General features: G+C 44.0%; 27 protein-coding genes and 1 other RNA gene. 23 read left to right on the top strand and 5 right to left on the bottom strand.

The features are described 5' to 3' along the window. Window positions 1-32: 32 nt before the first annotated feature. The 6 genes from ICN38_RS05580 to ICN38_RS05560 all read left to right on the top strand — a co-directional run bounded on the left by ICN38_RS05580 (window position 33) and on the right by ICN38_RS05560 (window position 4,552). Entirely contained in the window at window positions 33-878 is an 846-nt protein-coding gene (locus tag ICN38_RS05580; RefSeq protein ID WP_216255995.1) for a tetratricopeptide repeat protein, read from the top strand. 47 nt (window positions 879-925) lie between these two features. Beyond that, the gene (locus ICN38_RS05575; protein WP_216255993.1) at window positions 926-1,429 is read left to right on the top strand and encodes a DUF1993 family protein; all 504 of its coding nucleotides are present in this window, start codon (window positions 926-928) and stop codon (window positions 1,427-1,429) included. A gap of 293 nt (window positions 1,430-1,722) precedes the next feature. Further along, window positions 1,723-2,208 carry a LexA family transcriptional regulator gene (locus tag ICN38_RS05570; RefSeq protein ID WP_255562725.1) on the top strand — a complete coding sequence of 162 codons (486 nt, stop codon included), beginning with the start codon at window positions 1,723-1,725 and terminating at the stop codon, window positions 2,206-2,208. A 1-nt stretch (window position 2,209) separates the two neighbouring features. Then, window positions 2,210-3,526: a Y-family DNA polymerase gene (locus ICN38_RS05565; protein ID WP_216255991.1), complete on the top strand. Its 1,317-nt coding sequence runs from the start codon at window positions 2,210-2,212 to the stop codon at window positions 3,524-3,526. Between the two features lie 127 nt (window positions 3,527-3,653). Beyond that, entirely contained in the window at window positions 3,654-3,785 is a 132-nt protein-coding gene (locus ICN38_RS11550; protein ID WP_255562724.1) for a hypothetical protein, read from the top strand. 203 nt (window positions 3,786-3,988) lie between these two features. Next, window positions 3,989-4,552 carry a phasin family protein gene (locus ICN38_RS05560; protein ID WP_216255989.1) on the top strand — a complete coding sequence of 188 codons (564 nt, stop codon included), beginning with the start codon at window positions 3,989-3,991 and terminating at the stop codon, window positions 4,550-4,552. A gap of 71 nt (window positions 4,553-4,623) precedes the next feature. Here the strand turns inward: ICN38_RS05560 and ICN38_RS05555 are convergent, their stop codons facing one another. Next, the gene (locus ICN38_RS05555) at window positions 4,624-4,983 is read right to left on the bottom strand and encodes a hypothetical protein (RefSeq protein ID WP_216255988.1); all 360 of its coding nucleotides are present in this window, start codon (window positions 4,981-4,983) and stop codon (window positions 4,624-4,626) included. Between the two features lie 206 nt (window positions 4,984-5,189). On the opposite strand from ICN38_RS05555, the gene ICN38_RS05550 reads away from it, so the two are divergent. The 8 genes from ICN38_RS05550 (at window position 5,190) to ICN38_RS05515 (ending at window position 10,139) form a co-directional block, all read left to right on the top strand. After that, a complete protein-coding gene (locus ICN38_RS05550; protein WP_216255987.1) occupies window positions 5,190-5,561 on the top strand; it encodes a hypothetical protein in 372 nt (123 codons plus the stop codon). Between the two features lie 188 nt (window positions 5,562-5,749). After that, window positions 5,750-6,112 carry a hypothetical protein gene (locus ICN38_RS05545; RefSeq protein WP_216255985.1) on the top strand — a complete coding sequence of 121 codons (363 nt, stop codon included), beginning with the start codon at window positions 5,750-5,752 and terminating at the stop codon, window positions 6,110-6,112. 2 nt (window positions 6,113-6,114) lie between these two features. After that, on the top strand, window positions 6,115-6,573 hold the full coding sequence (locus ICN38_RS05540; RefSeq protein WP_216255983.1) for a hypothetical protein: 459 nt from the start codon (window positions 6,115-6,117) through the stop codon (window positions 6,571-6,573). Window positions 6,574-6,700: 127 nt separating this feature from the next. After that, a complete protein-coding gene (locus tag ICN38_RS05535) occupies window positions 6,701-7,003 on the top strand; it encodes a DUF4258 domain-containing protein (RefSeq protein WP_216255980.1) in 303 nt (100 codons plus the stop codon). Beyond that, window positions 7,000-7,461, top strand: a complete 462-nt coding sequence (locus ICN38_RS05530) for a DNA-binding transcriptional regulator (RefSeq protein ID WP_255562723.1) — start codon at window positions 7,000-7,002, stop codon at window positions 7,459-7,461. Before ICN38_RS05535 ends, ICN38_RS05530 begins: the two co-directional genes overlap by 4 nt. Before the next feature lie 82 nt (window positions 7,462-7,543). Further along, on the top strand, window positions 7,544-8,533 hold the full coding sequence (locus ICN38_RS05525) for a sulfurtransferase (RefSeq protein ID WP_216255979.1): 990 nt from the start codon (window positions 7,544-7,546) through the stop codon (window positions 8,531-8,533). Window positions 8,534-8,648: 115 nt separating this feature from the next. Next, a complete protein-coding gene (locus ICN38_RS05520; RefSeq protein WP_216255977.1) occupies window positions 8,649-9,137 on the top strand; it encodes a heme-binding protein in 489 nt (162 codons plus the stop codon). Window positions 9,138-9,146: 9 nt separating this feature from the next. After that, window positions 9,147-10,139 carry a tripartite tricarboxylate transporter substrate binding protein gene (locus tag ICN38_RS05515; protein WP_216255975.1) on the top strand — a complete coding sequence of 331 codons (993 nt, stop codon included), beginning with the start codon at window positions 9,147-9,149 and terminating at the stop codon, window positions 10,137-10,139. A gap of 13 nt (window positions 10,140-10,152) precedes the next feature. Here the strand turns inward: ICN38_RS05515 and ICN38_RS05510 are convergent, their stop codons facing one another. Together ICN38_RS05510 and ICN38_RS05505 are read right to left on the bottom strand one after the other, a co-directional pair. Then, on the bottom strand, window positions 10,153-11,130 hold the full coding sequence (locus ICN38_RS05510) for a tripartite tricarboxylate transporter substrate binding protein (RefSeq protein ID WP_216255972.1): 978 nt from the start codon (window positions 11,128-11,130) through the stop codon (window positions 10,153-10,155). Continuing rightward, window positions 11,117-11,485 carry a hypothetical protein gene (locus tag ICN38_RS05505; protein ID WP_216255970.1) on the bottom strand — a complete coding sequence of 123 codons (369 nt, stop codon included), beginning with the start codon at window positions 11,483-11,485 and terminating at the stop codon, window positions 11,117-11,119. Before ICN38_RS05505 ends, ICN38_RS05510 begins: the two co-directional genes overlap by 14 nt. A 47-nt stretch (window positions 11,486-11,532) precedes the next feature. Here ICN38_RS05505 and ICN38_RS05500 point away from each other — a divergent pair, with 47 nt between their 5' ends. After that, window positions 11,533-11,823 carry a BrnT family toxin gene (locus tag ICN38_RS05500; protein ID WP_216255968.1) on the top strand — a complete coding sequence of 97 codons (291 nt, stop codon included), beginning with the start codon at window positions 11,533-11,535 and terminating at the stop codon, window positions 11,821-11,823. Beyond that, entirely contained in the window at window positions 11,783-12,094 is a 312-nt protein-coding gene (locus ICN38_RS05495) for a BrnA antitoxin family protein (protein WP_216255966.1), read from the top strand. The genes ICN38_RS05500 and ICN38_RS05495 overlap by 41 nt, the downstream gene beginning before the upstream one ends. On the opposite strand, the gene ICN38_RS05490 is transcribed toward ICN38_RS05495, so the two are convergent. Continuing rightward, the gene (locus ICN38_RS05490) at window positions 12,091-12,249 is read right to left on the bottom strand and encodes a hypothetical protein (RefSeq protein WP_216255964.1); all 159 of its coding nucleotides are present in this window, start codon (window positions 12,247-12,249) and stop codon (window positions 12,091-12,093) included. The two genes, ICN38_RS05495 and ICN38_RS05490, sit on opposite strands and share 4 nt — an antisense overlap. Window positions 12,250-12,292: 43 nt before the next feature. Further along, window positions 12,293-12,391: signal recognition particle sRNA small type (gene ffs, locus ICN38_RS05485), an RNA gene on the bottom strand. A 32-nt stretch (window positions 12,392-12,423) separates the two neighbouring features. On the opposite strand from ffs, the gene dnaX reads away from it, so the two are divergent. The 7 genes from dnaX (at window position 12,424) to ICN38_RS05450 (ending at window position 16,396) form a co-directional block, all read left to right on the top strand. Then, window positions 12,424-14,085, top strand: a complete 1,662-nt coding sequence (gene dnaX / locus ICN38_RS05480) for a DNA polymerase III subunit gamma/tau (RefSeq protein WP_216255961.1) — start codon at window positions 12,424-12,426, stop codon at window positions 14,083-14,085. 60 nt (window positions 14,086-14,145) lie between these two features. After that, on the top strand, window positions 14,146-14,469 hold the full coding sequence (locus ICN38_RS05475) for a YbaB/EbfC family nucleoid-associated protein (RefSeq protein ID WP_216255958.1): 324 nt from the start codon (window positions 14,146-14,148) through the stop codon (window positions 14,467-14,469). Between the two features lie 15 nt (window positions 14,470-14,484). Continuing rightward, window positions 14,485-15,099 (top strand): recombination mediator RecR, encoded by a 615-nt coding sequence (gene recR, locus ICN38_RS05470; protein ID WP_216255956.1) that lies wholly within the window; start codon window positions 14,485-14,487, stop codon window positions 15,097-15,099. A gap of 127 nt (window positions 15,100-15,226) precedes the next feature. Then, entirely contained in the window at window positions 15,227-15,496 is a 270-nt protein-coding gene (locus ICN38_RS05465; RefSeq protein ID WP_216255955.1) for a type II toxin-antitoxin system RelB/DinJ family antitoxin, read from the top strand. Continuing rightward, entirely contained in the window at window positions 15,483-15,767 is a 285-nt protein-coding gene (locus ICN38_RS05460) for a type II toxin-antitoxin system YafQ family toxin (RefSeq protein ID WP_216255952.1), read from the top strand. The genes ICN38_RS05465 and ICN38_RS05460 overlap by 14 nt, the downstream gene beginning before the upstream one ends. A gap of 141 nt (window positions 15,768-15,908) precedes the next feature. Beyond that, the gene (locus ICN38_RS05455) at window positions 15,909-16,127 is read left to right on the top strand and encodes a ParD-like family protein (RefSeq protein WP_216255950.1); all 219 of its coding nucleotides are present in this window, start codon (window positions 15,909-15,911) and stop codon (window positions 16,125-16,127) included. Continuing rightward, entirely contained in the window at window positions 16,124-16,396 is a 273-nt protein-coding gene (locus ICN38_RS05450; protein ID WP_216255948.1) for a type II toxin-antitoxin system RelE/ParE family toxin, read from the top strand. Before ICN38_RS05455 ends, ICN38_RS05450 begins: the two co-directional genes overlap by 4 nt. Window positions 16,397-16,590: the final 194 nt, after the last annotated feature.

The following is a 16,590-nucleotide window of genomic DNA, read 5'->3' as shown; positions in this document are numbered from 1 at the left end:
TCCGTAAATGAAGAAGCCATCAAGGAGTCCTTATGAAAATGCGTAATGTATTGAATTTCTTCCTCAGTCTATTTGCAGCAATGACATTGCTGACAAGTAATGCTGTTTTTGCTGAGCCGACTTTGCCTGAGGTGTATCAGGCAGTCCAAGCTGGGCAGTTGGCTAAAGCAGATGCCATGATGAAGGAGGTTCTGCAACTCCATCCGAATAGCGCTAAAGCACACTATGTTGCAGCTGAGCTTTACCTGAAAGAAGGAAAGGTAGAAGCAGCGCGTAGCCATTTTCTGCAAGCAGAAAACTTAGCGCCAGGCTTACCTTTTGCACAAGCAGAATCCGTGCAGAAATTACAAACGCAATTAGCGAGTTCTGCAGGCGCTCCTGTAGCAGGCGCATCCTCTATTTTTAGTAATCCCTTGTTTTGGGGTTTGATTGCCATTTTGGTCATTGGCACCATCATTGTTTTAAAGCGTCGCAAGCGCGATGCGGTTCAGGTCTACAACGCACCAGCTGCTGGTTATCCTGGCACTCCTGGTGGACCCGCTCCTTATCCTGGTGCTCCCGGTGGTCCTGGCGGCCCTGGTTATCCAGGCGCGCCTGGTGGTGCTGGCAGTGGTTTGATGGGCAGCCTGGCAACGGGCGCTGCTTTAGGTGCTGGTATGTATGCCGGTCAAGCCTTAGCTAGTCACCTCATGGGTGGTCATGAAGGCAATCCTAATAATCCTGGTAACTTTGGTAACAACCCCAATATGAATCAAGTGGGCGGTCCCGCAATGGATGATCCTAATTTTGGCGTGCGTGATGCCAGCTCTTGGGATGATGGCGGTAGCGCAAGCAGCTGGGATGATAGCGGCGGCGGTGATTTTATGGATGATGTGTAAAACATTGTTCTCATTGTTTTTAAGTAGCGCTCTTTAAGAAAGTATTTATGGCAATTTCAATGCATCAAGCATCTGTTCCGCAATTTAAAAAGATGTTGAACAATCTCTCTAGCATTCTGAAAAAGGGTGCAGAGTTTGCTGCGGATAAGAAGATTGATGAAAAGGTGTTGGTGGAATCTCGCCTAGCCCCGGATATGTTCCCTTTGGCCAAGCAAGTGCAAATCGCTTGTGACCAAGTCAAGATGGGCATGTCTAGATTATCTGGAGTAGAGGCGCCTAAGCATGCTGATACTGAAACTACCTTTGCCCAGTTACAAGAGCGCATTGCTCAGACCATTGCCTTTATCGATAGTATTAAGCCAGAGCAGGTAGACGGGACTGAAGCTAAAGAAATCAAATTCTCGATTAAAGAGTGGAGTTTTGAGTTCGTCGGTGAACAGTATCTCTTTACCTGGATCGTGCCTAACTTCTATTTCCATGTCACCACTGCTTACAACATCCTGCGTCACAATGGTTTGCAGATTGGCAAGACGGATTACTTGGGTGGCTAAATAAGGTAGCCAACTAAGGCGGTTACACTAGCACTATGAATTACCTTACTGAGATATTTGAGACAGCAACCCCTTGGCTTTATCGAGCCAGCATGTATTTGTCCAATGCCTTTGTAGACGATCCGGCCATTCTGGCTTTTGCTTTTTGTTAGAGTTCATTGCAGTCCTTTTAGGCCACCTTCGGGTGGTTTTTTCTTGCCTAAAAATTGAGCAGAGAGCTCAAAAGCAACAAAAATCACCTCATTTTTGCGGTTTTTACGTATACTGTATAAACATACAGTATATTAGTCACTATGACGCAGCAAATGAACCCCACAAAAGTAACCCTTAGCCAGGCCCCACAAGCCTTGATGGCCCATTTGGCCGCCTATGAGACAAGACTCTTAAGCCATCGGATTTCAGCTGGATTCCCCAGTCCAGCGGCAGATTACGCTGAAGAGGGCCTAGATCTTAATCATTACCTAGTGCAGAACAAGCCAGCCACTTTCATGTTTACCGTCAAAGGTGATTCGATGATGGGTGCGGGCATTTGTGATGGCGATAAGGTAGTGGTTGATAAAGCCTTAAAGCCAAAACATAAAGATATCGTGGTCGCAGTAGTTGATAGCGAATACACCATCAAGCGCCTGTATCAATTACGCGGCCGTATTGAACTTCAACCAGAAAACCCAGGCTATCAACCGATCACCTTTAACGAAGGCAGTGAGTTACAAATTTGGGGTGTTGTAGTGGGAGTAGTACGCAAGTACAGCCATTACAGCGGCAGAGGTAGTAAATAAGATGAGTACTGAGATGAAGACTCCAGCCCACTTGGCCAATCCCCTGTTTGCACTGGTCGATGTAAACAACTTCTATGTTTCCTGCGAGCGTGTCTTTGCACCCAAGCTAGAAGAGGTGCCGATGGTCGTGCTCTCGAATAACGATGGTTGTGCTGTAGCGCGTAGCGCTGAAGTGAAAGCATTGGGCGTGAAGATGGGAACGCCTTGGTTTCAGATGCAAGATCTTGCCAAGAAGCATGGTATTCAAGCGTATTCATCTAATTACACGCTTTATGGCGATATGAGTAATCGCGTAGTACAAGTACTCAGAAAATTTACGCCAAATTTAGAGGTGTACAGCATCGACGAAAGTTTTCTGCAAATTGAAACTGTCTTAAAGCAGCATCCTGACACGATTGCATTTGGAAAAACGATTAAGCAGCAGGTAAAAGATACAACGGGTTTGCCAGTTTGCGTTGGTATTGGTGCTAGCAAAACCTTGGCGAAGTTCGCCAATCACTTGGCTAAAAAGCACCAGCAGTTTGCTGGTGTGTGTGATGTGGAGGCAATGCCTAAAGCTGAGCTATATCAATGGATGAGCGAGACTGCAGCCGCCGAAGTCTGGGGCATCGGGCGCCAACTAGCCAAGAAACTCAAGGTTTTAGGGATCCATACTGTTTTTGATCTCTTACAAGCTTCACCGCAAGCAATGCGTCAGCAATTTGGCGTCGTTATGGAAAGGCTCTGCTATGAATTGCGTGGTACATCTTGCTTAAAGTTAGAGGAAGTATCGCCAGCTAAGCAGCAAATTATTGCCTCACGCAGTTTTGGTAAGTTGGTCACTAAGCACGAAGAGCTTGCACAGTCCGTTGCCACTCATACAGCACGCGCCGCAGAAAAGCTGCGTGGCCAACATTCTGTCACGGGCGCACTGACCGTATTTATTCAGACCAATCCTTTTAAGCAAAACGAGCCGCAGCATCATCAAAGCATCACCATTGCGCTAGCAGACCCGAGCGATAACACAGTGATGCTCACAAATGCAGCACTGAGGGGCCTTAAACAAATTTATCAAAGCGGCTTTCGATACAAGAAGGCTGGCGTCATTCTCAATCTCATCGCAGATAAACCGACGGTTCAGCAATCCTTATTTGAAGATATGGAAAGTAAAGGGAAGTCGGCCGATCTGATGCAAGCCATGGATGCGATTAATTCACGGTTTGGTAATGCAGTCATTCGCTTGGCAGCATCTGGCACTAAACAAGCATGGCAAATGAGATCAGGTAATAAGTCCCCCAACTACACCACACGGTGGGATGAGTTGCCGGTAGCGCGCTAAAGAACGAAATAAAGAGATGAAAAAGACATTAATTCCAACAGATTTTTTACTAGCTCATTTCATGAGCTTTTAATTGCCTATTCTTAAAACATAGCAGTACCTTTACGACAACATCTAGGAGAAACACATGGACTTACTCAATAACTTCAACGGCATTTCACTGGCAGTCATCATGGTGCTGTCTTATTGCGCGGTACTCAAAAATACTCAGCGCGACCAGAGCTTTAAAGGGGCGATTAAGTTACTTTTTAGCTTCTAAGTAGGGTGGTCTAGTTTGGTGGAATAATGTCTAAAAATGAGGCATTAACATCAGACCCCCTGTTTAAAAGGGTCAAATTTGCAGGTTTTTGAAAAAACTCAAAAAATGCATGCAAATTTTATAAATACTCTATAAAATGGTGCGATGCAGTAATTGCAGTGCACCATAAATTATTAAGTAAACACCCTATCAGGAGAATGACCATGTTTCAAAACACTTTAAATATGAACGCTACTCAAGCTAAAACTATTGAGTCTGCACAAGCTATCGCTCAACTGGCTGTACAAAGCGCTGAGCAAATTGCTGAGATCAACTATGACGCAGCTAAAGAAGTAGTTACTGCTGCTCAAGCTAAGTCTGCAAAATTGACACAGTTAAAAGATCCAAAAGCTGCTTTAGAAATGTTTGATGCTGAATCAGCTAAAGAAGTTGCTGCTCAAGTTATTGTTTATCAAAATAAAGTAACTAAAGTTTTGCGTAAAAGCAGCAAAGAAGTTACCGTCATGATCGACTCAGCAATTGATGATTCACAAGCTGATTTGATTAAATTTGTTAAAGAAGCTACTGCACAAGCTCCTGCTGGTTCAGAGGCTTTTGTATCTGCATTTAACACTGCATTTGATGCTACTTTGAAGAGCTTTGAACAAGTTCGCGCTACTTCAAATGACGCTTATGTAAACTTTGAGAAGAGTGTAGATGCTGCAATGAGCTCTTTCCAAGGTCAAGTAGCTCCAGCTACTAAGTCACGTAAGCAAATCGCTGCTTAATGAATTAGTAATACGCCTTACTGAAAAAGCCCCATTGATTGGGGCTTTTTTATTGGCCAAAGTATTAGCAACTATAGCCAGCCAGCGTTACGAACTTCAGTCTCAATGAGGGCGAGTGCTTCTGCTGCAGTGTGACTGCTTGGCCCCACACCATTCTTTCCTACAATGAATCCTCCATCCTTGGGAATATAAGTATGTGAATAGAATTCATTTTTATTACTGCCTAAAACAATCTGCAGGATTGGCTCTTTGCTAGCCCGGTCATAAGATTCTGTAAAGCTGGAGTAGGAGATATTTTCTCCATGCATTTGGGCTAATCGAAAAATCAGATTACTAATGCCTTCAACCAGCAGGCAATACTCCTGATGAAAGGCTGGGTTACTGATGCGAAGTTCATCGATTGCAATTGCATGAAGTGCGCTATTAGCCATGGGTATCAGAAATATTCATTATTTTTTCTGATATCAATATACGCCTGGGAGCCGATGTTAGGGAGTCTTTTTAATAGTGCAGTGCCGCATAAGATCTGAGGGCGAAACTACGAATCTAGAAGCAGTAAAGGGGGGTAAGATTCATGACAAGTACGTCATAAAGCAGCATTAAACTAATTTATAAGACCAAACATGAAAGCCTCAGAATGAATACCTATCCAATCGCTATTGAACTCACTGCCTGGGTTGAGCTTGGGCTAAATCAGTATGAGGTGACCATTGATGAGGTCTCTAAAGTTGCCGTCAAAAGAACGGATGATGTATTGCACTCAAGGGAGCTCACTGCCGCAGAAATCGAATCATTATTGAAGGCTATTCAGAGTGTGACAGTCCCGGTAACGCAAGAGCTGCCAGAAAACCCAAACTATAAGCCAGTATCTAGTTATGAACTCATTATTGAATCAGCCCATTTTTCCCTAGAGTACAACTGGGAAGATATCGATGCGCAATCATCCAATGCCTTTGACTCGATGGTGCAGCTAGCAAAGCTCATTGAGAAAATAGGGCATTTTGAGTAAGACTGAAAGATCAATAGTTAAACATCAGAAACGACTCTAACCCACTCTTAAGTGGGTTTTTTCTTGGGCGGAAAAAGCAACAGAAAAAAGCAACAGAAGCAAACCAAATCATCACAAGCTCATTATTTGAACCACCCAATCTTGATAATTGAAAAAAAGAAGCAAATAAATCATCTTTGGGAGGTCTTATGCGGGATTACACATACATAGGCGGAGCTCGGTTTTCCATCAATAACTTATTTCGCAGTCTGCGTTTTGATGTAGATCGGCTCGATATGAGTTGGGTAGATGGAGAGAAACCAGAATTTAGCCGTGGGCTCAGAATCATGGACAACGATACTGGGAACAGTGCGACGGTAGATGGCGAAGAAGCCGATAAGCTGATTTACAGCCTGACCTATATCTTTGGCAAGGAAGATGGCCAAGAGGCCTTTCGGAATGCTATAGATGCCTATCTCACAGTAGCTTTAGACACTAAAGAATATTTAGTATCGGCCCAAAAAAAAGATCCCGACGGAAAGCCAGAAGTTGATGAGGCGGTCATTCATTAAAGATGTCTGATGACAATGACTCTGGTGGAATTATTGGCAGCCTGATCTCAATCTTTATTCTGATAGCTATCTGGCCATACCTATTAGCATTGCTCGGTATCTATATTGCATATCTAGCAGTCCTAGCTGCGTTAGAGTGGATTAGCCAAAATCCACTAACAGTTGTTCTGATTCTATTGGGGGTTCTCTGCGTATACGCAATCTTTCATTACCGGTTGCTAACTAAGGTTTGGAGGTGGTTGATCATCCAACTAAAGCCCAAGACAGCTGACGCGCATCTATATCAAGAGGTAATAGATGCAAAGACATCAGCTTTAGCTAATAGAACATTTATACCTTCAACCAATTTGTATTGCTACTGGTGCACCAAGAAGTTAGGCATGAAAGCCTGGGAGAAAGATGGCAAGTATTTCTGCAATAATTGCAAAGAAAAGCAGATGCTAGCAGTAGGGTCTAAATAAACCTCAAACTAAATAGGCATTTAGGGCTCATTAAAATAGGGTTTGACCTATTACTGATATGCCTTTATGACCCATACCTATCAAAATGATATATCATTAAAACCTATCAAATTGATAGGTGGCGCTCTTGACTAAGATTTCTAGGGCGCAGCTTCAAAGACACATACGAAAAGCAGCGGCGCAAACGATTAATGTGACCATTACATTTCATGCAAGCTTAAGAATGCGTGAGCGACATATTACGAATGCAATGCTGTTTGATGTACTAAAGGGTGGAGTGATCAAAAAAGAACCAGAGCCAGATATGAGACATAGTGGTATTAAATGTCAGATGGAGCGCTATAGCGCTGGAATCAATATTGCAGTAATAGTCAATGTTGATATTCCATCGGATGGATTAATTGTGATTACCGTTTATGAGATTACATGAATAAGAAAATGCATCACTACACCGATGGGGGTCTAAAAAATGTATGGCTACAGAATGGTTTTGAGCTGCGCTCAACGCCTTATGGAAAAGGGGTAGCTATTCATGATGTCGAGGGCCTGACTAAGGCAATATGTTTAGCACTTGCTGAGAAATCTAGCCCCTTGAGCGGTATTGAATTCAGGTATATCCGAAGTGGTGGAATGCTCTTATCCCAGGCTGGGCTAGGAGCGATGTTAGGGGTTGATGTTCAGTCGGTTGCCCGCTGGGAAAAACATGGCCGTTTACCAAAATGGGCGGATAAGATGATTCGGGTCTTATTTCTAGCCCATGCGGACGGCGATCAGACAGTGAGTTCAGTGGTCAACAGAATTAGTACCGTAGAGCGCCTTATCAATCAAAAGATCGTTGTAAGAGAAGTGCGCAATAAAGGATGGCGTTCAGATCTTGTTACCGCATAATAGTTCTTTCAATGGATAGTAATATATAAGAAATCAATATATTGATTTATTTTTTTACTCCATCACATCTAAGGAGTTTTTTGTGAAATCATTTTTAGCAATTATCTTGGCATCTATTTTTTCGATAGCATTTGCCCAACAAAAAACAACGATCATCCAAACAGATCAAATGCAACAGGCAATTACTCGCGGTGCGATTATTTGGGATGTACGTGATGAAAAGAGTTACCTAGAAGGCCATATCCCTGGAGCAATTAATATAGGTGAAGTCGGTAGCGTGCTGCGTGACCCTAATAAAGAAGACTATATTTCTACAGAGCAAATTCAGAAGCTGTTTGATAACGCTGGTTTAGATGTTAATCGGGATGTTGTAGTTTATGGCGCGCGCGGGAATCCATACACATACTTTGGTCTGTACACCATTAATTATTTTGGTGGAAAAAATGCTCAGGTTTACCATGACGGCATTGATGGCTGGAAACAAGCAGGCCTACTAGTTCAAAAAGAGCGCCAAACTCTAGCACCAGTATCAGTAGTGCTTGTGGCTCAGCCTCAATTAGTGGTTAGCAATGAACAGATGCTGAAAATGGCCCAATCCAAATCCGTGCAAATTATTGATGCCAGAACTCCTGATGAATTTTCAGGTAAGGATGTACGTGCCATTCGGGGTGGTCATATCCCAAACTCCGTTAATATTCCCTTTGAAGATAACTGGCAAGATCCAGCTACCGCTATTAAGTTAAGCAAAAAGCAAGTTGCCGATAACTCTGGCATGGCACTTAAAAATCAAACGGATCTCAAAAGGTTATATGCCAATTTGGATCCTGATAAAGAAACCGTAGTCTATTGCCAAAGCGGTGTTCGTGCAGCTGAAACAGCAGTCGTTTTAAAGACTTTAGGGTTTAAGAAGGTCAAAGTCTATGACTCAGCATGGCTAGGTTGGGGCAATAACCTCAAAGCACCAGTGGCAGACGAAACATTCTTAAATGTCGGCGCACTCAACGCCAAGATGGCTGCTATGCAAAATAAAATCAATCAGCTAGAAGATGCTCTGAAGGCCAAAAATAATTAATGCCAAGCGAGCATCAAGCTTTTTAAGTGTATGAGCGTCATTTGATTGGATGCAATTGCAGTTAAGATAAGGCTTGCTGCTATTAATAGAATGCAAAACCATAAGGCTAAAAAATATGACTGAAAAGCTTGTTGCAAACCATTCAAGCCTTACCTTGGCTGATGCTGACAAAATCATAGACGAGGCTCTTAGCTTACGTTCAAAACATCATATTTTGCCGCTTGCAGTGGTGGTATTAGATTCTGGTGGACATGTGGTCTCCTTTAAGAGACAAGACGGCTGCGGTATCTTGCGTCACGATATTGCTATAGGTAAAGCTTGGGCTTCACTAGGAATGGGGATGCCAACCAGACATATCAGAGATAGGTTGTCCGATCGACCAAGCTTTCAGGCTGCTTTATCAGTTGCGTCTGATGGAAGATTTATTCCTACCCCTGGGGGAGTGTTGATTGTGAATGAAGAGGGAATAGCAATAGGCGCTGTTGGAATTAGTGGTGATGCATCAGATAAAGATGAATACTGCGCAATTGAAGCCATAAAATCTGCTGGCTTTATTGCGGAGCCACCGATGCCTGCAAGCAACTGGAATGAGGGCAAGCTATAAAAGACCATGATGAAGGCCATTCAATTATTGCCCTGGGTGTTAGCATCGTTTTTGTTTGCCACGACAAGTATTTCTCAGACTGTGGCCTCATCTCCTACATACCCCGTTAAACCGATTCGACTAGTAGTCCCTTTTCCTGCTGGCGGTCCAACTGACCAATTTGCACGCCAGTATGCTCAAGCTTTATCAACTCAATTGGGAAAGCCTGTTGTTGTTGACAATAAAAGCGGCGCTAGTGGCGCAATTGGAAGTCTTGAGGTAAAAAATAGTGCGCCAGATGGATATACCTTGCTGTTTGGTACCGCTTCTACCCATGTTTTATATAGCCTTATTAGCGCTAAACCTCAGTATGATTCCATCAAGGACTTTACCGAAATTGCAGTGGTTGGCGATGCGCCCATCGTATTTGCAGTAAGCCCAGCAACCAAGGGTGGCTTTAAGGATTTCATTGAATATGCTCGTATTAACCCAGGGAAATTGCAGTATGGGTCAGCAGGAGAAGGAACTTATTTACATATTGTGGGCGAGCGATTGAAATATGAATTAGGTGGGCTAGATATTCAGCACATACCCTTTAGAGGAAGTGCTCAAGCAATCCCGGCATTAATTGGTAACCAAGTCAATATGACGGTCGATACATTGGGCTCTTTAATCAATCAACATCGATCTGGTAATTTAAAGATTGTGGCAATCGCAGCCTCTAAAAGATCTCCTTTAATTCCTGATGTACCAACCGTCAATGAGGCGACTGGTTTAAAAGATTTTCAAGCTGCGTTGTGGAATATTGTCTCGGCTCCAGAAGGGCTGTCACCGCAAATTACCAATATATTGATACTCGCAAGCACCAAGGCTCTCAAAAATCCTGAGTTGATAGAAAAATTAAACTCAATATCGATTCAGCCAATCACTAACCTTACAGGTGTAGCGGCAACAGGATTTATTGCCAAAGAACTTGTCAGTTTGCGACCAGTAGTGCAATCGGCCGGACTTAAAAAAGAGTAATTTCGACTGCAGATTATTTTTCTAGAGTAATTCCACCTTTTTTAATAATGGCAGTCCACTTCTTAATATCAGATGCCATCAAATTATTGAGATCTTCAGGTGGTCCAATCATCGGTTCTGCCCCAAGCTCTGAAAACTTGGCACGAACTGTAGGGTCAGCTAAGGCTTGATTCACATCCTTATTAAGTTTGTCCACAATATATTTTGGAGTATTTTTGGGTGCGATAAGGGCAAACCAAGCGGCAGATTCATAGCCTTTGAGTCCCACTTCAGCAGCAGTAGGTACATCAGGTATAGCAGCTAAGCGTTTATTAGAGGCTACAGCCAGTGCTTTGACGCCTCCACCATTTATTTGTCCAACAACATTGGGAAACAACTGAAAACTAGTTGGCACGCGGCCAGCTACAAGATCAGTCACCATATTGGCAGTAACGCGATAGGGCACATGTAACATCTTGGCTCCAACGAGTTGTTCATAGTAGGCCCCAGCTAAGTGCTGAGAGCTGCCGTTGCCAACAGAACCATAGCCAACATCAGGATTTTTTCGTACATAGTCATTCAACTGGGCAAGACTATTGATATTAAGAGTTGAGCTCACCACAATCACATTAGGCAAGGCTGCAAACACTGCGATCCCTTGGATATCTTTTTCAGGGTCATAACCAAGATCAGGATTTAAGATTTTATTAATTGCTAGCGGCCCTGAAGTGCTAATTCCAATCGTATAGCCATCGGGCTCTGCTCGGACTAGCGCCGCTGTTCCGACATTGCCTCCTGCTGCGGGACGATTATCAAATAAAAAACGAGCACCCGTATTGTTACTCACCTTATCTAGTAGAACGCGAGTCACAACATCACTTGCACTACCTGCTGAAAATGGCACGATGACTGTAATGGGCTTGTTTGGATAGCTCTGGGCATGGCTATTGATGCTAAAGAGGCCGATAATGAAGCTAAAGAATATAGCTGCGATTGCATTAATGTTGGACATCCTGAACCTTTCCCGTTGTTGAGTTAAAGCGCTCTTGCATCACTTCTTCTAAGGACAGACTAGCTTTCGTATGCGCCCCACCACCGCGCAGACAATATTCTTGTGATTGATGAGGGGATTCTGGCCTCTTGCCATTGGCATAAGCCTTAGCATCATCTAATAATATTTTTCTAAAGCGAATGATGCCAACATCAGTAGGGGATAAATTTTCTTTGGTGCGATCAACAATATAACCCTGACTCTCTTGAGCCATCTGATCTTGCTCAGCAATTCCTTGAATACCAGTAAAGGAAACAGTTTTTTGCTCCTCACGACTCATGAGGTATTGGTTACTACGATTACGTTTCCTGCGCATTCTTTAATTATTTGTTATTACAAATAATTACTTGATTATTGATTAATTTGTTACTACAATTAAACTTAGTTATAGAGTTTGATGAGCAAAAGCGTATTCAAACTCTATTAAACCGTGACTTAGATTTTGCTCGGGCTGGAGAGGTCTTTAGTAGCACCATTCATATCTTAGAGGATCAGCGAAAGAGTTACGGCGAGAAACGATTTATTACTCTTGGATTTTTAGATGGTCGCTTGATTGTGGTGGTTTGGACTGTCCGTGGCGTGAAGAGAAGAGTGATCTCGATGAGGAAAGCGAATGAACGTGAAATTAAAGAATACGCACAAGGAATGGCTTGATCCTGATGATGCCCCTGAAATAACGGCAGAAGATTTAAAGCGTGGCATATGGGCTATCGATGGAGAGGTAGTTTCTGAGAATGAAGGCCGCAATGCATTTGCAAAGAAATTACGGGGTAGGCCTGTTGGTAGCGTGAGCAAATCGCCTAAAAAGTTAACGACCATTCGCTTATCTGCTGAGGTCATTGAGCAGTTCAAGTCTGCAGGCGCTGGCTGGCAGACAAAAATCGACTTAGCTCTGAAAGATTGGCTTTTAACTCACAGACCCTAATCTTCTAGATCATTGGGAGACTGAGGTATAGCGAGTTTTTCTAATAAGGAGGGCGGTAAAACTTCTTTCGCTGACTTAAATCGCTTGATGTCCTCAGAGGTCAACTCACGAACTTCACCGCTCTCATCAATTAAGGTCATTTTTGCTTGCATCACTTTTTAAAGGATAGATCTTTAAGGGTTATGGAATGAAGCAGGGGTGGACGAGCCTGACCCCCGGCACTGGCAGAAATTGGGTTTGGCTGCTCCGTTCCCGACCTGACCAGGTTGTCCAACCCACCATGCGGGGAGGCCCGTCCAATTCCATTTTAGCTTGTTAGAATGTAAGACATGACAGCACTGGCATTGGCCCGCTCTTGGCGCCCTAAAACTTTCTCCCAATTAGTTGGTCAAGACCATGTGGTGAAAGCCTTAACGCATGCTTTGGATCAAGGACGTTTGCACCATGCGTGGCTCTTTACTGGCACGCGTGGAGTGGGTAAGACCACGATTGCCCGCATTATGGCCAAAGCCCTCAATTGCACTGGCGAAGATGGCCAAGGCAAGATGACTTCAGAGCCCTGTGGAAAATGCCCAGCCTGTTTGGAGATTGATGCAGGCCGATTTGTTGACTATATCGAGATGGATGCTGCTAGTAACCGTGGTGTTGATGACATTGCAGCTTTGCTAGAAAAAGCAGCTTACGCCCCTAGTAATGCTCGTTATAAGGTTTACATGATTGATGAGGTGCATATGCTCACTAATCACGCCTTTAACGCAATGCTCAAAACTTTAGAAGAGCCGCCAGAGCACGTTAAATTTATTCTGGCAACAACAGATCCACAAAAGATTCCAGTCACGATTCTGTCGCGTTGTTTGCAGTTCAACCTTAAGCAAATGCCAGTACCGCTGATTGTGGAGCATCTCGAAAAGGTGCTTGCTGCAGAAAAAGTGGAATACGAAGTGAACGCCCTACGAGTATTGGCCAAAGCAGCGCAAGGATCAATGCGTGATGCCTTATCTCTCACCGATCAAGCAATCGCTTATGCCGCTGGCAAAGTTACTGAAGAATCAGTGCGTGGCATGCTCGGCACATTAGATGATGCTTACCTCATCCGTATTCTAGATTGCTTAATCGCTAAAGATGGCGCCAGTCTTTTGGCGATTGCTAATGAGATGGGAGAGCGTAGTATGTCTTTCTCATTAGCCTTGCAAGATCTATCAAGTCTTTTGCAAAAGATTGCATCAGCTCAAGTAGTGCCTGAGTCAGTATTAGACGATTGGCCAGAAGCGGGTGAGATACGTCGCTTAGCAACCCAATTTACCAAAGAAGAAGCACAACTCTTCTACCAAATTACCATTACGAGCCGTCCTGATTTATCCCTTGCTCCAGATGAGCAAACCGGTTTCTCCATGACGCTCTTGAGAATGTTGGCCTTTCGTCCAGGTGGTGGAGGAGGTGCAGCAACACCATCAGCGCCACCAGTAGCCAGTGTTCGCCCAGCTTCAGCAGTGCCTTCAACATCAGCACCGGCTGCAAAAGTATCCGCGCCAGCAGCTAAGGCTGCAGTTGCACCAGCAGCGCCAGCAATGAAAGTTGCCACTGCTCCTGCTGCTGCAAGTTCAGTAGATCATCCAGATTGGCATTCGCTGATGCGCCAGTTGCCGGTTAAAGGTATGGTGCAGCAGTTGGCATTTCAAACAGAGTTACAAGATTGGGTAGATTCAGCTGCAGGCGTAAAAGCCACCATTGTTACGCCGATGCCGCAATTAGCTTCGGATGCATCCATTGGTCGCCTAGCCGATGCTCTTACTGCTCACTTTGGTAAGCCAGTAAAGATCGTGATTGAAAAGGGTGAAGTCGAAGGCACGACCGTTGCCAAAGTCGATGCCCAGATTCATCAAGAAAAAAGAATGAATGCCGAGCAAATGATTGCTGCAGATCCTTTTATTCAACAGCTACAAAAAGAGTTTGGTGCCACGGTAGTGGGTGGTTCCGTCAAACCACTCTAAGTTGCATTTAAATTGATTACAACATTTTAATAGACTCATAGTCATTAAGGAAAAAATACGATGATGAAAGGTGGACTTGCTGGCCTCATGAAACAGGCGCAGCAGATGCAAGAGAAAATGAAAGTAGCGCAAGAGCAATTGGCTGCGCTCGAAGTCACTGGGCAAGCTGCTGGCGGCTTAGTGAAGGTTACGATCTCTGGCAAATACGAACTCAAGCGTGTGCAAATTGATCCGGGCGCCATGGATGATCGTGAGATGTTGGAAGACCTCATCGTGACTGCCCATACAGATGCATTTAAGCAAGTAGAAGCGGCTAGCGCGCAAATGATGTCGGGCGCTACTGCAGGCATGCCAATGCCTCCTGGCTTTAAGCTTCCCTTTTAAGGATCTGAACAATTAATGGCGCGTCATGAAGCACCTCAAGATGCCCTTGGTCGTTTGATCGAGGCATTGCGTGTATTGCCAGGAGTAGGTCCTAAGTCTGCACAACGCATGGCTTTTTATTTACTCCAGCATGACCGCAATGGCGCCGCAGTGCTTGCCCAATCCTTGGGTGAAGCAGTGGAGAATGTAGGCCACTGCGCACGATGCAATACTTTTTCAGAAACGCAGATCTGCATTACCTGTTCAGATGAGCGTCGTGATCCTGCATTGCTGTGTATTGTGGAAACACCCGCTGATCAAGTGATGGTTGAGCAGACGCTCAGCTTTAAAGGCAACTACTTTGTTCTGATGGGTCGCATCTCACCCTTAGACGGTATGGGCCCCAACGAAATTCATTTTGATCGTCTGCTTACTCGTATAGAAAGTCCCGATACGGGAATTGCTATTCGGGAAGTAGTGCTTGCCACGAACTTCACGAGTGAAGGTGAAGCTACTGCCCATTACATCGGCGAAGTGCTCAAAGTAAAAGGTATCAAAGTGACCAGAATAGCTAGAGGCATTCCCGTCGGTGGTGAACTCGAGTATGTTGATGCCGGCACTTTGGCCAGGGCGCTAATGGATCGGCGCTAACCTAAGCTTGGACTACTGCTGGTTGAGAAAAAAAGGGGCTATTAAGCCCCTTTTTTATTGGTCAAATTGTGTTAAACTGTAGTCTCAATGTGACTACAGATTCATTTTTAGGATTCAGTGGAGAATAGTGATGACTATTTCAGATACCTATGTGCGCGCCAGGATTGATATGGCGACCAAAAATAGAGCATCGGATGCCCTTGAGGCGATGGGTTTATCTATTTCGGATGCGATACGAATGCTGATGTTGCGAATTGCAGATGAGAAGCAACTGCCCTTTACAGTAAAGGTGCCTAATTCCACTACTAAAAAAGCAATTGCTGAGCTCGAATCTGGAAGGGGTAAGCGTTTTAAAACAAGTAAAGCATTAATGGTGGATTTGAATGCGGATGATTGAAAGATCATCCATATTTAAAAGGGACTTTAAACGTATTCATGCAAACTCAAGACATAAAAAGGATATAGAGAGGCTTCTGCTAAATGTAATAGATCTCTTAATAATGGATATGGTGTTGCCCAACAAGCTGAGAGATCATGATTTGATTGGAAATTGGTCTGGGCATCGCGAATGTCATATCAAGCCCGATGTCCTCCTGATCTACAAGAAACCTAATCCAGAAATTGTGCGTCTTGCTAGACTTGGTAGTCATAGTGATTTATTTGGTTAAGTTGTTTTGAGGCAATCTTCCGCTCAATTCGTCACCAATTCGACATAAAGACTGGATAAGTTGCTTCTGTGTGGAGATAGTTTAAAAAGTTGCAAATTGCAACCTTTTGTGTTAAATTGATCCCATAATGAAGGGGGCATCATGTCTACAGCGATTAAGTTATCCGACCTTTTGGTCGAGGATGCAAAGCCTTATGCGATGGCAATGCATCGATCCATTCCTAAGCAAATTGAGTACTGGGCTCGTTTGGGCAAGGTAGCGGAGGAGAACCCTGATTTGCCAGTTCAAATGCTTCAGGATATGTTGGTAAGCATTGAAGAGGTAAAAGCCGGAAACCTTAATCCTTATAAATTCGGATGATCGTTTCAACAACCCCTAGATTCGATAGGGCAATTAGGAAAATATCCCCCGCCGAGAAAAAGACTCTGGATAGAGCAGTTAAGTCCATCATTGCCGAACCATTTAAAGGGGAAATGAAAAAAGGTGACTTGTCGGGCATTCAGGTTATTAAATTTAGACATCTTCAGCAGCAGATGTTGTTGGCTTATTCCGTAAGCCTTGATGGTAATCAGCTCGTGCTGATGGGATATGGAGTTCATGAAAATTTTTATCGTGATTTGAAGCGCTAACAGCCCTCAAGCACTCCTCTACAAAGTGGTATATCCGCACATGCCATCCCCCATTCGTCACCAATTCGACATAAAGACTAGGTAAATTGCTTCTTTTTGGTGATAATTTGGTCTGCACCACCCTTGGGCTTCAATCTCAAGCTGTGAGCTGCCCGTTTTTACTATCGGCATGTTGTCATTGCGTTATGCATCGT

Source organism: Polynucleobacter sp. AP-Melu-500A-A1, from assembly GCF_018882125.1.
GTDB lineage: Bacteria > Pseudomonadota > Gammaproteobacteria > Burkholderiales > Burkholderiaceae > Polynucleobacter.
This window is presented reverse-complemented; position numbering and strand designations above follow the sequence as displayed.